Raw genomic sequence first — 12,437 nt, 5'->3', positions numbered from 1 at the left:
GACGGCCGAAACCGCATGCGCATCCTTGCCGAAGCCCTGACGTTTGACGACGTCTCCCTCGTTCCCGCCTATTCCAACGTCCTGCCCAAGGACGTCAACACCTCCACGCGACTGACCCGCTCGATCCGCCTGAACATCCCGGTGGTGTCCGCGGCCATGGATACGGTCACGGAAGCCCGGCTCGCCATCACCATGGCGCAGAGCGGCGGCATCGGCATCATCCACAAGAACATGCCGGTCGAGCGCCAGGCCAGTGAAGTGCGCCTGGTGAAGAAGTTCGAGGCCGGCGTGATCCGCGACCCGATCACCGTCAATCCGGAAACCTCGATCCGCGAAGTGATGCAGATCGTCCGTGCACGCAACATCTCCGGCGTGCCGGTGGTAGACGCGGACAACGGCCTGGTCGGCATCGTCACCAACCGTGACCTGCGCTTCGAGCGCAAGCCGGACGATCCGGTCCGCCACATCATGACCCGCAAGGATCGCCTGGTTACCGTGAAGGAAGGTGCTTCCGAAGACGACGTCCTCGCGCTGCTGCACAAGCACCGTATCGAAAAGGTCCTGGTGGTCGATGACGAGTTCCGCCTGCGCGGCCTCATCACCGTCAAGGACATCCAGAAAGCCCGCGACAATCCCAACGCCGCCAAGGACTCCCACGAGCGCCTGCGCGTCGGCGCCGCCGTCGGCGTCGGTGGCGATACGGAAGACCGCGTGGCCGCCCTGGTGGAAGCGGGCGTCGACGTCATCGTCGTCGATACCGCCCACGGTCATTCGCAGGGCGTGCTCGATCGCGTCCGCTGGGTAAAGAAGAACTTCCCGAACATGCAGGTCATCGGCGGCAACATCGTCACCGCTGATGCCGCGCTCGCCCTGGTCGATGCCGGCGTGGACGCGGTCAAGGTCGGCGTCGGCCCCGGCTCGATCTGCACCACGCGCATCGTCGCCGGTGTGGGCGTGCCGCAGATCAGCGCGGTGAGCATGGTGGCCGAAGCCCTGCGCCCGCATGACGTTCCGCTCATCGCCGACGGCGGCATCCGCTACTCCGGCGATATCGCCAAGGCGCTGGTCGCCGGTGCCTCCACCGTCATGATCGGCGGCATGTTTGCCGGTACCGAGGAAGCCCCGGGCGAAGTCGAGCTGTACCAGGGCCGTTCCTACAAGAGCTACCGTGGCATGGGTTCGCTCGGTGCGATGCAGAAGGGCTCGAAGGACCGCTACTTCCAGGACGAAGCCGACGCCGACAAGCTCGTGCCCGAAGGCATCGAAGGTCGCGTTCCGTATCGCGGCCCGCTGCGCAGCATCGTGCACCAGCTGCTTGGTGGTCTGCGCGCGTCGATGGGCTATGTTGGCTGCGCAACGGTCGAAGACCTGCAGCGCAAGCCCCAGTTCGTGCGCATCACCAGTGCCGGCGTGCGCGAGTCGCATGTGCACGACGTGACGATCACCAAAGAAGCGCCGAACTACCGTCTTGATTGACACCACACTTGGGGACCTGCGGGTCCCCAAGTGCTTTAAGGGCCAGGCCCGGCAACCTCTCCAGCAGCAACGTCCAGCGAAAAACCCCGATCATGCAGAATATTCACAACGATAAGATTCTCATCCTGGATTTCGGCGCCCAGTACACCCAGCTGATCGCCCGTCGCATCCGCGAGATCGGCGTCTACTGTGAGATCTGGGCGTGGGACCACAATCCGGCCGACATCGCCGCGTTTGCGCCGAAAGGCATCATTCTCTCCGGCGGCCCCGAGTCGGTGACCGAAGCCAATTCCCCGCGTGCGCCGAAGGAAGTCTTCGATAGCGGCCTGCCGGTGCTGGGAATCTGCTATGGCATGCAGACCATGGCTGAACAGCTCGGCGGCCGCGTGGAAGGCGGACACCATCGCGAGTTCGGCTATGCCCGCCTCACCGCGCAGACTCACTGCAGCCTGTTCAAGGGCCTGGTGAACGATGCCGAGGGCTCGCCGACGTTCGGCGAAGGCGAAAGCTGGATGGGCGATCAGGGTGGCACGCCGGTGGCCGCGACGCCGGATCGCGTCGCGCTCGATGTCTGGATGTCCCACGGCGATCGTGTCACCCGGCTGCCGGCGGGTTTCTCGGCGGTCGGTTCCACCGATTCGCTCGACCTTGCCGCCATGGCCGACGAATCGCGTCGCTACTACGGCGTGCAATTCCACCCGGAAGTCACTCATACCAAGCAGGGCGCGGAGCTGCTGCGCCGCTTCGTCGTCGACATCTGTGCCTGCCAGACGCTCTGGACACCCGCCAACATCATCGAGGATGCCGTCGAGCGCGTCCGCGCCCAGGTCGGTACCGACAAGGTGCTGCTCGGCCTCTCCGGTGGCGTTGATTCGTCGGTCGTTGCCGCGCTGCTCGAAAAGGCGATCGGCGACCAGCTGATCTGCGTCTTCGTCGATACGGGCCTGCTCCGCTGGAACGAGGGCGACCAGGTCATGGCGACGATGGCCCAGAACATGGGCGTCAACGTCATCCGCGTGAACGCGGCCGACCGCTACTACGCGGCGCTGGCCGGCGTGCAGGATCCGGAAGCCAAGCGCAAGATTATCGGCAAGCTCTTCGTCGAGATCTTCGAAGAAGAATCGGCCAAGCTCACCGACGTGAAGTGGCTCGCCCAGGGCACCATCTACCCCGACGTGATCGAATCGGCCGGATCAAAGACCGGCAAGGCTCATGTCATCAAAAGCCACCACAACGTCGGTGGCCTGCCCGAGCATATGAAGCTCGGCCTCGTCGAACCGCTGCGTGAACTGTTCAAGGATGAAGTCCGCCGCATGGGTGTCGAACTCGGACTGCCACGCGAGATGGTCTATCGCCATCCGTTCCCTGGTCCAGGGCTGGGCGTGCGCATCCTTGGTGAGGTCAAGTCCGAGTACGTGGAGCTGCTGCAGCGGGCCGACCACATCTTCATCGAAGAGCTGCGCGCCCAGAACCTCTACGACAAGACCAGCCAGGCGTTTGCGGTCTTCCTTCCGGTCAAGTCCGTCGGCGTCGTCGGCGACGGCCGCGCCTACGAGTGGGTCATCGCCCTGCGCGCGGTCGAAACCATCGACTTCATGACCGCCCATTGGGCGCGGCTGCCGTACGAGTTTCTCGAAACCGTTTCGCGCCGCATCATCAACGAGCTGCGCGGCATTTCCCGTGTCGTCTACGACATCAGCGGAAAGCCGCCGGCGACGATTGAGTGGGAATAAGCGTCATGCCGCAGCGGCGTCCTGGACGCCGCTGCGGATGATGATGACGCGGTGCCGGCGATGCTTGTCACTCTTTTGCCGGTCGTCGGCCGGCGGGGAGACGAGTCAGGTGCCGGGCACGACGGCACCGAAACAGTGGCCGTGTCGCTCCTGCGCTAGTGCAGTGAACCCCTTTCGACCTTCGCGCAGGCTTCCACATGTTTCGTGAGGGCGGCCAGTAGCGCATCGACGTCCCGCTTCAGGTCGGGAGGCAGCGGGTTCTTGCCCGCCGTCACGCAGCGGACGAGGCCGGACAGCGCGCGCACACCGGCCTCCGACTTCTCGCGCTCTTTCCGCGCGGCGCCGGGGGCTCGCGGAACAATGAAGCACGTCCCCGCATAGGCTGCGGCGATCACGTCCTCCATGTCGTAGGTCGGGCCGTCATCATCCCTGAACTTATTCATGCGAGTGGACTCCCCCGGAAACGGCAGGGCAGGGCAAGCCCGCGTAGCGGCGCGACAACGGATACGGGCGGCGGGTACGGCTCGAAGGCAGACGTTCGCCGGCAGCGAACGGGCGTTCCTTGCTGAGAAACATGAGATGTCCTCGACGAGTGAAGTGACCTCGTCACCGGACCCGAATCGGTGACGGACGACGCAGGGTTGGTCTACCGGCAAAGAGGACCGGCCAGCCTTGCGGCTGCCAAGCGCCGCCCGCCATTGAAACGAATTCCATGGATGCGCCCATCCGTCGTGCGAACGCACAAAGGCGCTGCATCAATGGACGGCGCTCGGTGCGCCTCTTTGAGCCAGGAGACCAATCCCGGGCTGCCGAGCAGGTGGGCAGCGCGGGGATTGTGTCGGTGCAATTCTCGCGAGTCAATGCAGCCAACTGTGCGTAGGCGGATGTCGTACGACTTCAGGCCTTTGCGCAATGTGTCGTTTGGCTAAATGTAGCAGCAGATGTCTACTCGCAGGCCGCTTCGCTCTGCTAGAAAATTTCGTAAGCCGTGCTGCGCCCCCCGCAGTTTTCCGTAACACCCCGGCGCCTATCAACTCGTTGATATCCCGTAGTGCCGTATCTGCGGAGCACTTGGCCAGTGACGCCCATTTGCTGCTCGTCAGCCGACCCTCGAAACCGTCGAGCAGCCGGTTGAGCACTTTGATCTGCCGCGCGTTCATGGGAACTTCGGCCCATTGCTGCCAGAAGCGCGACTTTCGCAGCACGCTGTCCAGCGTGACATGTGCGTTATCGATGGAACGCTGCAATGTCGCCAGGAACCACATGAGCCAGGGGGTCACCTCGAGCGACCTTTTCTGGGTGCGTTCCAGTATGTCGTAGTAGTCCTTCCGTTCCCGTTGGATCTGCGCGGACAGACTGTAGAACCGCTGTGGGCTGCTGTCGCTACGCGCCAGGAACAGGTCACCCACGGCCCTCGCGATGCGCCCGTTTCCGTCGTCAAACGGATGCAGTGTGACAAACCACAGGTGCGCCAGCGCGGCTTTGATCAATGGTGGGTGCGACAGGTCGTTGTTTGCCCAGGCAAGGAAAGACGATATTTCTTCATTTAACACATCTGCCGGCGGCGCCTGGAAGTGCACTTTCTGGCGATGATGCGGACCCGACACCACCTGCATGGGTCCATTGCCGTCATCGCGCCACCGGCCAACCCGGATCGCGCTCATCCCGCTGTACCCGGTCGGGAACAGGGCGGCGTGCCACCCGAACAGGCGCTGCTCCGTCAGGGGAGCGTCATAATGCGCCGTGGCGTCCATGATCATGTCGACGACACCCTCGGCCGAGCGGTCCACCGGTGCGAGTGCGCCGATGTTAACGCCCAGGCGACGGGCGATCGACGACCGGACCGACTGGACATCGAGAATTTCTCCCTCGATCGCGCTGGTTTTCACAGCGTCCTCGGTCAGGGCGGAAAGCTGTGCCAGGTCGCGCAGTCCCATCCCCGCGTCGGCCAGACGGCCCAGCAGAAGGCCCTGGGCTTTGCTGGCGAGGCTGAGCGGGCCGGCGAGGGCATTCAGGTCATAGCGCCAGTGGGGCCAATCGTCGGCCTGCCAGATATAGGTCTTATCTCCGCAATTCATGCGGAGATTATGAGGCTCATTGGACACCCTGGCAATTTGGCGCGGCATCAGGGGGGCGGTGGCAGGGCCGGCGCTGATGCGCGAGATTCGACGACAATCACCACCGAAGTAGACCAACAGCCGGCCATAGGCATGTGGCCGGGTTAGTGTAGGTGCCTGCCAACACCTTTCTGGGTCGAGGAATCAGAATGCCCCGGTTTTACCCATTCGGAATGCCCACCTACGATGCTGTACTCCGCAAGTCACTGCCGGGAATGGATCTGCCAGCGTCAACGCTCGGGGAACTGCTTGACAGCTACTACGCCGCAACAGGGTTCAAGATCGTCCCTTCCGAAGGCCCCGACTACTTCGTACACGACACCGAGCGATTCGGAGCGATCGAGGTCGATTTGCACATCGAGCGTGACGGGCAAGAACTGTGTCCGGGGCAGGATCTGCTCTTTCCGTTGTTGCCGAACGATCTTGTTTTCATCGCGCCGATGGCATGCTGATGTGTTCGCCAGACACGTTGCAACGCGGAACAGATCACTGGAAGTGCGATGTCTGCGCGATTTCGACGCAGTACGGATACCGCAAGACTGCGTCGAAGAAGCGTCGCGACGGATTCGGTAAATGGTGGCGCTAGCTGCCGGGCCCGCCACGATACTCCGCCCAGCGCGGAAGCCCGAGGGTGCGGATCTTCTGGTACGCGGGGCGCGCCAGAAAGGCGCCAAACAGCGCGCCGGCGATAACGCAGAATGTCAGGAATCGCCAGCCGGAAACGGGGGGAACCTGGCGTGAGGCGGCGAGCATCGACATAAAGGTGCCCCAGCCGAATGCGAACAGAACGCCGGGAACCAGCGCCAGATGCCAGAAACTGGCGAACAGCGGCGGCGTGATCTTGACGCCCAGGCGCCAGAGCAGCCGGTAGGCGGGTGGGGCGTAGTCGAGGCTTTTCAGTCCCATGGAAGACAGGTGGGTCTCCATGCGACGGATTTTTTCCCAGTGATCCATTGTGTATCTCGTGAGCAGCTGCCCATTCGCCTGCCGGGCAGGCGGCGGAATTGGGCCTGAGGAGGATGGGCGTGAACCCGTTGTGCCGCGAAGGGTTTCACGATCCGTGCCACTCCTCCTTTGTGTTCATCGGGCGCGCGGGCGCTTGATTTCCCGGGTCGCGTTGCCAGTCGTGATCGCGAATCACTGGCGGGTCCTGTCAGGCTTCCGTCTTCCGCAGTACGCGAAGGTTGCCATAGACCGTGAGCCCGATGATCGCTGTCGCCACCACGGCAGCGACCAGGGTGTGCGACATGACAGGGGGCGTCGGCGTAGCCGCATCAGCTGTGCGAAGCAGTCCGACGATGGTCCAGGGCTGGCGTCCGCATTCGGCGACGATCCAGCCCGCTATCGTCGCGACGAAGCCCAGAGGCGCGGAATAGATGAGGGCGCTCGAGAATCTGCTGCTGCTGCGCAGTCGTCCGCGCCACAGCAGCCACACCCCCCAGCACGTCAATCCCGCGCACCACAGCCCGATCAGCACCATCAGCCGAAAGCCGAAGAATACGGGTATCAGTGGCGGACGGTTCTGCGGTGCAATTTTGTCCAGGCCATCGACTGATCCGTTCCAGTCATGCGTGAAGATCAGGCTGCCGATCCGCGGAATTTCCAGCGCAGCCATATTGCGTTGCCGGACCTGGTCGGGCCAGGCCCAGAGCACCAGTGGCGCGCCGTGCTGCGTTTCCCACAGTGCTTCGATCGCGGCGAACTTCGCCGGCTGATGCTCACGGACGTGCAGCCCGCTAAGGTGCCCGGTCAGTACTTGCGCCGGAACGACGAGAGCCAGTGCCAGGAGAGAGACCTTCACGCTCAGGCGGCCACTGGCGCTACCGGTGCGGCGCCACTGCCACGCGCCCACGCCTGCCAGGACAAGTGCGGCGGTGAACAGCGCTCCCAGCACCACATGTGCGAATCGGTTTGGCAGCAGGGGATTGAGCAGTATCGCGTTCCAGTCCACCGGGACGAGTTTTCCGGCAACAACCGCAACACCGGTGGGATGCTGCATGAAGGTGTTGGCACACAGAATCCAATACCCTGCATTGGTGAGCATGACCGCCACAACGACCGTGGCACCCGCCCGCAGCCACGCTGGCACGCCGCGCCGTCCGTCCATCAGCATGACGCCAATACATGCTGCTTCGACCACGGCCAGCAGGGGTGTCTCCGCGGTGCGTAGGGGGTCGAGTACCGGCGCGGCGAATTCGACGAACGGTCGGAACAGCGTTGCGAACTGGTGACCCAGCAGTATTCCGGTCGCGATGCCCGCGAGGAAGTTGATAGCCAGTATGCGTGTCCAGAACCGATAGAGGCCGGTCCAGTGTTCGGTACGATGGCGTCGTCGCAGGATCTCGAAAAGAACCAGGAACCACGCCAGACCGATGGTGATGACGGGAAACACAATGTGGAGAATGGCGGCTAGCGCAAATTCCATGCGGGCCAGTTGCAAGGCGTCCATTGGTGTCGCTGCTCAGTAAGAGATGGGGTTTGCAGGCGGGTGCGGCCATGTAATGCGGTGACACTTGCCGGCGCGGATTGCTGCAGATGTCATTGCTTCAAACGTGCCGCGCAGGGCGCGGTTGACGCGCAGTGATGCGGGAAGAGTGAACGGATGCCGTGCTTTCCACGATTCCACTGTTGCTTTCCAGCCGCGTGGTGCGTGGGTGCTGTCGGCTGCGCAGACGCCGAAAGCATGTTCTCACTGATGGCGTTGATCTCGTGAGAACGCTCGCGTACTGATACGCGTCGCGTAGCACGAACGTAGGAACGGCTTCGGTGGTACAGGCGTACAAGCCATCGTTCGAGGGTGGTGAAGTGCGGCGTCGTGTTGCAGACTGGGCGACCTGGGTGACGGATCATCGACAATGCCGCCACGTCGGAAATCTCATCCCTTCCGGCATGGCGCGTCGCCTGGTACTGCAGGAAGGTGGATGAAAGGTCGACAACAGCGCCAAGGGCGCGGGGGCGTGCGATGAGAAAATTCATCACCAGCGGAGAAGGGCTGCCGAGATGGAGCGCTCCTATCAGCCACGCGGTGGTCGTGGACAATCTGTGCTTCGTCAGTGGCCAACTGTCCATTGATGAGGAAGGAAGGTACGTTGCGGGCACGACGAAGGAGGAAACGGCGCGGGCGTTCCAGAACGTTTTCGCGGCCGTGCGAGAAGCCGGATTTGCGCGCGAGGACATCAGTTTCGTGCAGGTCGACCTGATCGACCTTCGCGACATCGCCGACGTCAATGTGGTCTTCGAGTCCCTGTTCGAGCCCGGAAAACGTCCCGCCCGGACCGTGGCGCAGGCCGCAGGGCTTCCCTACGGAGCCAGGGTGAAACTCGTTGCCGTTGCCGCCAGGGAGCGTGCGAGGGAAGCGTGATCGCCCCGTTCAGCGGCGCCGGGGGAACCTACGGGCGCGGCTGTGCGGCGCAGAGTCAATGAGATGACCTGTTTCCGGTAAAGCGCGTCTGCGTCCATGGGCCTGGAACTCCCGGGCTGGCCTGGGCTTCCGGTATCCTTCCACGGCTGGCCCGATCCAGCGCTGGCTCAGCGACGTGCAAATGGATGCGTCACCGGCGCTGGCAGCCGTTCCTTTTCGAACTGCGACGCGGATGCCTCTGCATCCGCAGCGCGAATGAGTGATGATTGTTCCGCATGACCGACGTCTTTTCCGAACCTGACATTCACTTCATGCACCGCGCCCTCGCGCTGGCTCGCCATGCGGAAACCGCCGAAGGCGAGGTCCCCGTCGGCGCGGTGCTTGTGCTCAACGGTGACGTGATCGGCGAGGGATGGAACCGCAACATCACGCTGAATGACCCCAGCGCCCACGCGGAAATCATCGCGATGCGCGATGCCGGGCAGCGGGTGTCGAATTACCGGTTCCCGGGTGCGGTGCTGTACGTGACCCTGGAACCCTGCGCGATGTGCTCCATGGCGATCATCCACGCACGCATCGGCCGCGTGGTGTACGGTGCCACGGACCCGAAAACCGGCGCGGCCGGAAGCGTGTTCGATACGCTGACTTCCGAACGTCACAATCATCGCGTCGCCGTGGCGGGCGGACTGCTTGCCGACGAAGCGGGCGACCTGTTGCGCCGGTTCTTCCGCAGCCGTCGTTAGTTCGTTGGCATTGCTAGCCGCCGGACGGCATGGCTGCTTCGGTGGCTTCCAGCAGGCGCTGCATCTCCATGCCGCCCCGCGCGACCATGGCGCGGAGCTGGCTCATGGCGTGATCCAGGCCGATATCGGGCCGGATGCGGCGCGCCTGGTCGATGGCCTCGGCGGCGTTCTCCAGGGCCCCGAGGTAGGCGTACAGGGTGTCGATCTCGGTGGGCATGGGCAGTGTCCGTGGTCGGTGAATCCATCCTGCCCGGCGTGTGCCTGCGACGCCTTGACGCATGTCAGGCGAAACTACGGCTGCAGTATGCAGCGGGCCAGGGCATTCATGCCGGCCGGATCGACGATTTCGACTTCGCGTCCGGAAACATGGATCAGGTTCTGATTCTGCAAGCGCCGCAGGACGCGACTGACGGTTTCGGCGGCCAGATGCAGGTAGTTGGCGATATCCGTGCGCGACATCGAGAGGCGGAACCGCGTCGCTGAGAAGCCGCGGGCAGCATAGCGGGCGCCAAGGTCGATCAGAAAGGCTGCAAGACGTTCGTCGGCGGAGTGGTCGCCAGCCAGAAGCGAGGCGTTGCCGATGTCCTTGCTCATGAGCTTGAATAGCTGCTGCTGCAAGGTGGGCATGCGCGTGGACAGTGTGACCATCGCCGGGAAGGAGAACTGGCAAAGCGTGACCGTATCCAGCGCGATCGCATCGCAGGGGTAGCGCTCCGGATAGATCGCGTTCAGACCGATCATCTCGCCCGGCAGGAAGAAGCCGAGCACGTGTTCGCGCCCCCGTTCGTCGACCAGGCAGGTTTTCACCATGCCGGCGCGCATCGCGTAGATGGCGGTGAAGGGCGTGTTCTTGCGGAAGACGTAGTCGCCTTCGTGGTAGATCCCGGTGTGTTCCACCAGGCAGTGCAGTTCGCGCAGGGCGTTCTTGTCGTAGCCCTCCGCCGTACAGGCGGCGCCGAAGGCACAGGTGGTGCAGAAGGCCATGGCATCGCCGTCGTCGGCGATGCCTGGCGGTGCGAGGGAGTTGTCCGTTGGGATACGACGCTCATGGCCCATGCTAGGACAGAGCGCCGGACCTCAGATTGACGGTGATCAATTCCGGAGCAGGTCGATGGCAAGGGTCATTCGACGACGAGCTTGCCCTTCATCAGGCTCCAATGGCCTGGAAAAGAGCAGTAAAAGGTGTAGTCGCCACCCGCCTTGAGCCGGTTGCCCGGGAAGGTTGCCGTGATCGTTTCGCCACCGCCGATCAGCGGGGTGGAGCCGAGCACACGGGTGTCACCGGCGGGAAGGTAGTGGCCGGCCGCACCGGCCTTGAGTCCGTCCTGTGCGACAGCCTGGTAGGAATCCGTGGGCGAAATTGCCACGTTGTGACCCATGGCGGTGACGGCCAGCTTGCCGGTGTGCGCAAGCTTGATCGTGATCGTGGGGCAACTGGCTGCGACCGTGACGGTCGCCTGGTCAAACTTCATCTGGTCATCGGCCTTGAGGTCGATGGTGCAGTTCTTCGCAGATGCGATGCCGGCAACAGCAAATAGGGAAAAGGCGACAATTCGACGCATGGACAAGCTCCTGGATGGGTAGGCGATCAAGGACGCGGCGAGAGGGCGGCGCGCACCTGGGTGAGGAATTCGGGGTCGGGAACAGGACCGAGCTGGCTGGTGCTGGCGACTTTCCGGCCCTCCGCGTCGATCAGATACAGCGCACTGGTGTGGTTGAACTCGCCGTCGTCGAGTGCGCGGTAGCGCACGCCGAGCAGTGCCGCGAGCTTGCGCACGGAACCGTCATCGGTCCGGGCCAGGGTCCAGTGCGCGGGATCGAGCCGGCGTTTCCGGGCGACCGAGGCTAGCGCGGCCGTATCGTCGCGAGCAGGGTCCAGGCTGACCAGCAAGACATTGAGCGCCTCGCGTTCACGTGGATCGAGGCCGCGTTCCACGCCTTTGGCGCTATCGATGATCAGAGGGCAAACAAACTTGCACGATGTGTAGAACAGGGCCACCAGCTGCGGCTTGCCGCGCCGCGCGCTGAGCGGAGCGGTGACGCCCGATTGGTCGCTGAGCGTGGCGTCCAGCCAATAGATGGAGTCGGAAGGCAGCGCGATTTCGGCGGCGCCCGCGGACGTGGCGATCAGGAACAGTGCAAGGCAGCGACGCAGGGCCTTCATGGCGTTGCTCCGGGAATCTCCCGCGCACAGCGGAAGCCGAGGTTGGCGGTGGTGTCATCTGCTTCGAGTGCGGACAGCATGGCGATACGCATCAGCACCGCGTAGTTTTCGCGGTCCTTGGTGGAGAGGGCGCCGGCACCGCAGAACTGGAGAATGTCCTTGTCGCCCTGCTGGCGATTGTCGGATGAGACAAGCATGGCTGCGTAATCGTCCACCCACTCCCAGACCAGGCCGTGCAGGTCATGGATGCCGTTGACGTCAGCACTGCCTGTGCCTACATCAGCCAGCGCGTGCGTCGACGGCTTGGCGTACCAGGAAAGGATGCGTTCGCGCCAGGCGGGATCGGCGCGTGCGTCGCTGCGGGATCCATCGGCTGCTGCGGCGTATTCCCACTCCGCCCACCGGGGCAGTCGCGCACTTTGCCATTCGCAGTACGCTCTGGCGGCAAACCAGCTGATACGCGTAACCGGCTGCTGCGGCCGTACATCGTTGCCCAGTTGCAGCGGCCCGCGCCAGTGGTCGAGGTAACGTGCTTCGGCAAAGACCGCTGGCACCGCGCCGCGGCGCCAGCGGGGATTGGCCGTGACAAACGCCAGGAATTGCGCGTTTGTCACGGGCCGCCGGCTCATTTCAAAAGGCGCCACACGGGCCTTGCCGCCACTGTCGGCATAGTCGAGCACGGTTGCGAACGCCGGGTTGCCCGGCAGCCGGACCCAGTCGTTTTCCGCCGGCGTTCCGGTCAAGCTTGCGTGCAACGTCATCAGTAGCGCAATGCCGATCATTGTCGATGCTCAAAAAGAACGGTCGATGTGGGAGTTCGATTGCGGCGCCGCAGGCCCGCGT

General features: G+C 63.7%; 14 protein-coding genes. 5 read left to right on the top strand and 9 right to left on the bottom strand.

Annotated elements, in window-relative coordinates:
- Window positions 1-15 precede the first annotated feature (15 nt).
- Complete coding sequence (gene guaB / locus N4264_RS17780) at window positions 16-1,476, top strand: IMP dehydrogenase (protein ID WP_261693577.1); 1,461 nt, start codon at window positions 16-18, stop codon at window positions 1,474-1,476.
- Window positions 1,477-1,568: 92 nt separating this feature from the next.
- Window positions 1,569-3,209 carry a glutamine-hydrolyzing GMP synthase gene (guaA, locus tag N4264_RS17775; RefSeq protein WP_261693576.1) on the top strand — a complete coding sequence of 547 codons (1,641 nt, stop codon included), beginning with the start codon at window positions 1,569-1,571 and terminating at the stop codon, window positions 3,207-3,209.
- A 155-nt stretch (window positions 3,210-3,364) separates the two neighbouring features.
- Here the strand turns inward: guaA and N4264_RS17770 are convergent, their stop codons facing one another.
- Window positions 3,365-3,652 carry a hypothetical protein gene (locus N4264_RS17770; RefSeq protein ID WP_261693575.1) on the bottom strand — a complete coding sequence of 96 codons (288 nt, stop codon included), beginning with the start codon at window positions 3,650-3,652 and terminating at the stop codon, window positions 3,365-3,367.
- Between the two features lie 414 nt (window positions 3,653-4,066).
- A complete protein-coding gene (locus tag N4264_RS17765) occupies window positions 4,067-5,287 on the bottom strand; it encodes a Fic family protein (protein ID WP_261693574.1) in 1,221 nt (406 codons plus the stop codon).
- Window positions 5,288-5,499: 212 nt separating this feature from the next.
- Between N4264_RS17765 and N4264_RS17760 the strand changes: the two genes are divergently transcribed.
- A complete protein-coding gene (locus tag N4264_RS17760) occupies window positions 5,500-5,778 on the top strand; it encodes a hypothetical protein (RefSeq protein ID WP_261693573.1) in 279 nt (92 codons plus the stop codon).
- A gap of 130 nt (window positions 5,779-5,908) precedes the next feature.
- Here the strand turns inward: N4264_RS17760 and N4264_RS17755 are convergent, their stop codons facing one another.
- Together N4264_RS17755 and N4264_RS17750 are read right to left on the bottom strand one after the other, a co-directional pair.
- Window positions 5,909-6,280, bottom strand: coding sequence for a DUF6404 family protein (locus tag N4264_RS17755; protein WP_261693572.1), 372 nt, complete (start codon window positions 6,278-6,280; stop codon window positions 5,909-5,911).
- A gap of 199 nt (window positions 6,281-6,479) precedes the next feature.
- Entirely contained in the window at window positions 6,480-7,775 is a 1,296-nt protein-coding gene (locus N4264_RS17750; protein WP_261693571.1) for a cytochrome ubiquinol oxidase subunit I, read from the bottom strand.
- Window positions 7,776-8,288: 513 nt separating this feature from the next.
- Between N4264_RS17750 and N4264_RS17745 the strand changes: the two genes are divergently transcribed.
- Both N4264_RS17745 and tadA read left to right on the top strand, forming a co-directional pair.
- Complete coding sequence (locus N4264_RS17745; protein WP_261693570.1) at window positions 8,289-8,687, top strand: RidA family protein; 399 nt, start codon at window positions 8,289-8,291, stop codon at window positions 8,685-8,687.
- Between the two features lie 275 nt (window positions 8,688-8,962).
- Window positions 8,963-9,430, top strand: coding sequence for a tRNA adenosine(34) deaminase TadA (gene tadA, locus N4264_RS17740; protein ID WP_261693569.1), 468 nt, complete (start codon window positions 8,963-8,965; stop codon window positions 9,428-9,430).
- Window positions 9,431-9,443: 13 nt separating this feature from the next.
- On the opposite strand, the gene N4264_RS17735 is transcribed toward tadA, so the two are convergent.
- From N4264_RS17735 to N4264_RS17715, 5 genes are all read right to left on the bottom strand, one after another.
- Window positions 9,444-9,647, bottom strand: a complete 204-nt coding sequence (locus N4264_RS17735; RefSeq protein WP_261693568.1) for a hypothetical protein — start codon at window positions 9,645-9,647, stop codon at window positions 9,444-9,446.
- A gap of 74 nt (window positions 9,648-9,721) precedes the next feature.
- Window positions 9,722-10,486 carry a helix-turn-helix domain-containing protein gene (locus N4264_RS17730; protein ID WP_261693567.1) on the bottom strand — a complete coding sequence of 255 codons (765 nt, stop codon included), beginning with the start codon at window positions 10,484-10,486 and terminating at the stop codon, window positions 9,722-9,724.
- Window positions 10,487-10,551: 65 nt separating this feature from the next.
- Entirely contained in the window at window positions 10,552-10,992 is a 441-nt protein-coding gene (gene azu, locus N4264_RS17725; RefSeq protein WP_261693566.1) for an azurin, read from the bottom strand.
- Window positions 10,993-11,018: 26 nt separating this feature from the next.
- On the bottom strand, window positions 11,019-11,594 hold the full coding sequence (locus N4264_RS17720) for an SCO family protein (protein WP_261693565.1): 576 nt from the start codon (window positions 11,592-11,594) through the stop codon (window positions 11,019-11,021).
- A complete protein-coding gene (locus N4264_RS17715; protein WP_261693564.1) occupies window positions 11,591-12,355 on the bottom strand; it encodes a formylglycine-generating enzyme family protein in 765 nt (254 codons plus the stop codon). Before N4264_RS17715 ends, N4264_RS17720 begins: the two co-directional genes overlap by 4 nt.
- Window positions 12,356-12,437 lie beyond the last annotated feature (82 nt).

This window comes from Tahibacter amnicola, from assembly GCF_025398735.1.
Classification (GTDB): domain Bacteria; phylum Pseudomonadota; class Gammaproteobacteria; order Xanthomonadales; family Rhodanobacteraceae; genus Tahibacter; species Tahibacter amnicola.
This window is presented reverse-complemented; position numbering and strand designations above follow the sequence as displayed.

Excerpts from the sequence above, each read along its gene's own strand:
- guaB (WP_261693577.1), top strand. The coding sequence starts at position 16 with ATGCGCATCCTTGCCGAAGCCCTGACGTTTGACGACGTCTCCCTCGTT.
- guaA (WP_261693576.1), top strand. The coding sequence starts at position 1,569 with ATGCAGAATATTCACAACGATAAGATTCTCATCCTGGATTTCGGCGCC.
- N4264_RS17770 (WP_261693575.1), bottom strand. The coding sequence starts at position 3,652 with ATGAATAAGTTCAGGGATGATGACGGCCCGACCTACGACATGGAGGAC.
- N4264_RS17765 (WP_261693574.1), bottom strand. The coding sequence starts at position 5,287 with ATGAATTGCGGAGATAAGACCTATATCTGGCAGGCCGACGATTGGCCC.
- N4264_RS17760 (WP_261693573.1), top strand. The coding sequence starts at position 5,500 with ATGCCCACCTACGATGCTGTACTCCGCAAGTCACTGCCGGGAATGGAT.
- N4264_RS17755 (WP_261693572.1), bottom strand. The coding sequence starts at position 6,280 with ATGGATCACTGGGAAAAAATCCGTCGCATGGAGACCCACCTGTCTTCC.
- N4264_RS17750 (WP_261693571.1), bottom strand. The coding sequence starts at position 7,775 with ATGGACGCCTTGCAACTGGCCCGCATGGAATTTGCGCTAGCCGCCATT.
- N4264_RS17745 (WP_261693570.1), top strand. The coding sequence starts at position 8,289 with ATGAGAAAATTCATCACCAGCGGAGAAGGGCTGCCGAGATGGAGCGCT.
- tadA (WP_261693569.1), top strand. The coding sequence starts at position 8,963 with ATGACCGACGTCTTTTCCGAACCTGACATTCACTTCATGCACCGCGCC.
- N4264_RS17735 (WP_261693568.1), bottom strand. The coding sequence starts at position 9,647 with ATGCCCACCGAGATCGACACCCTGTACGCCTACCTCGGGGCCCTGGAG.
- N4264_RS17730 (WP_261693567.1), bottom strand. The coding sequence starts at position 10,486 with ATGGGCCATGAGCGTCGTATCCCAACGGACAACTCCCTCGCACCGCCA.
- azu (WP_261693566.1), bottom strand. The coding sequence starts at position 10,992 with ATGCGTCGAATTGTCGCCTTTTCCCTATTTGCTGTTGCCGGCATCGCA.
- N4264_RS17720 (WP_261693565.1), bottom strand. The coding sequence starts at position 11,594 with ATGAAGGCCCTGCGTCGCTGCCTTGCACTGTTCCTGATCGCCACGTCC.
- N4264_RS17715 (WP_261693564.1), bottom strand. The coding sequence starts at position 12,355 with ATGACGTTGCACGCAAGCTTGACCGGAACGCCGGCGGAAAACGACTGG.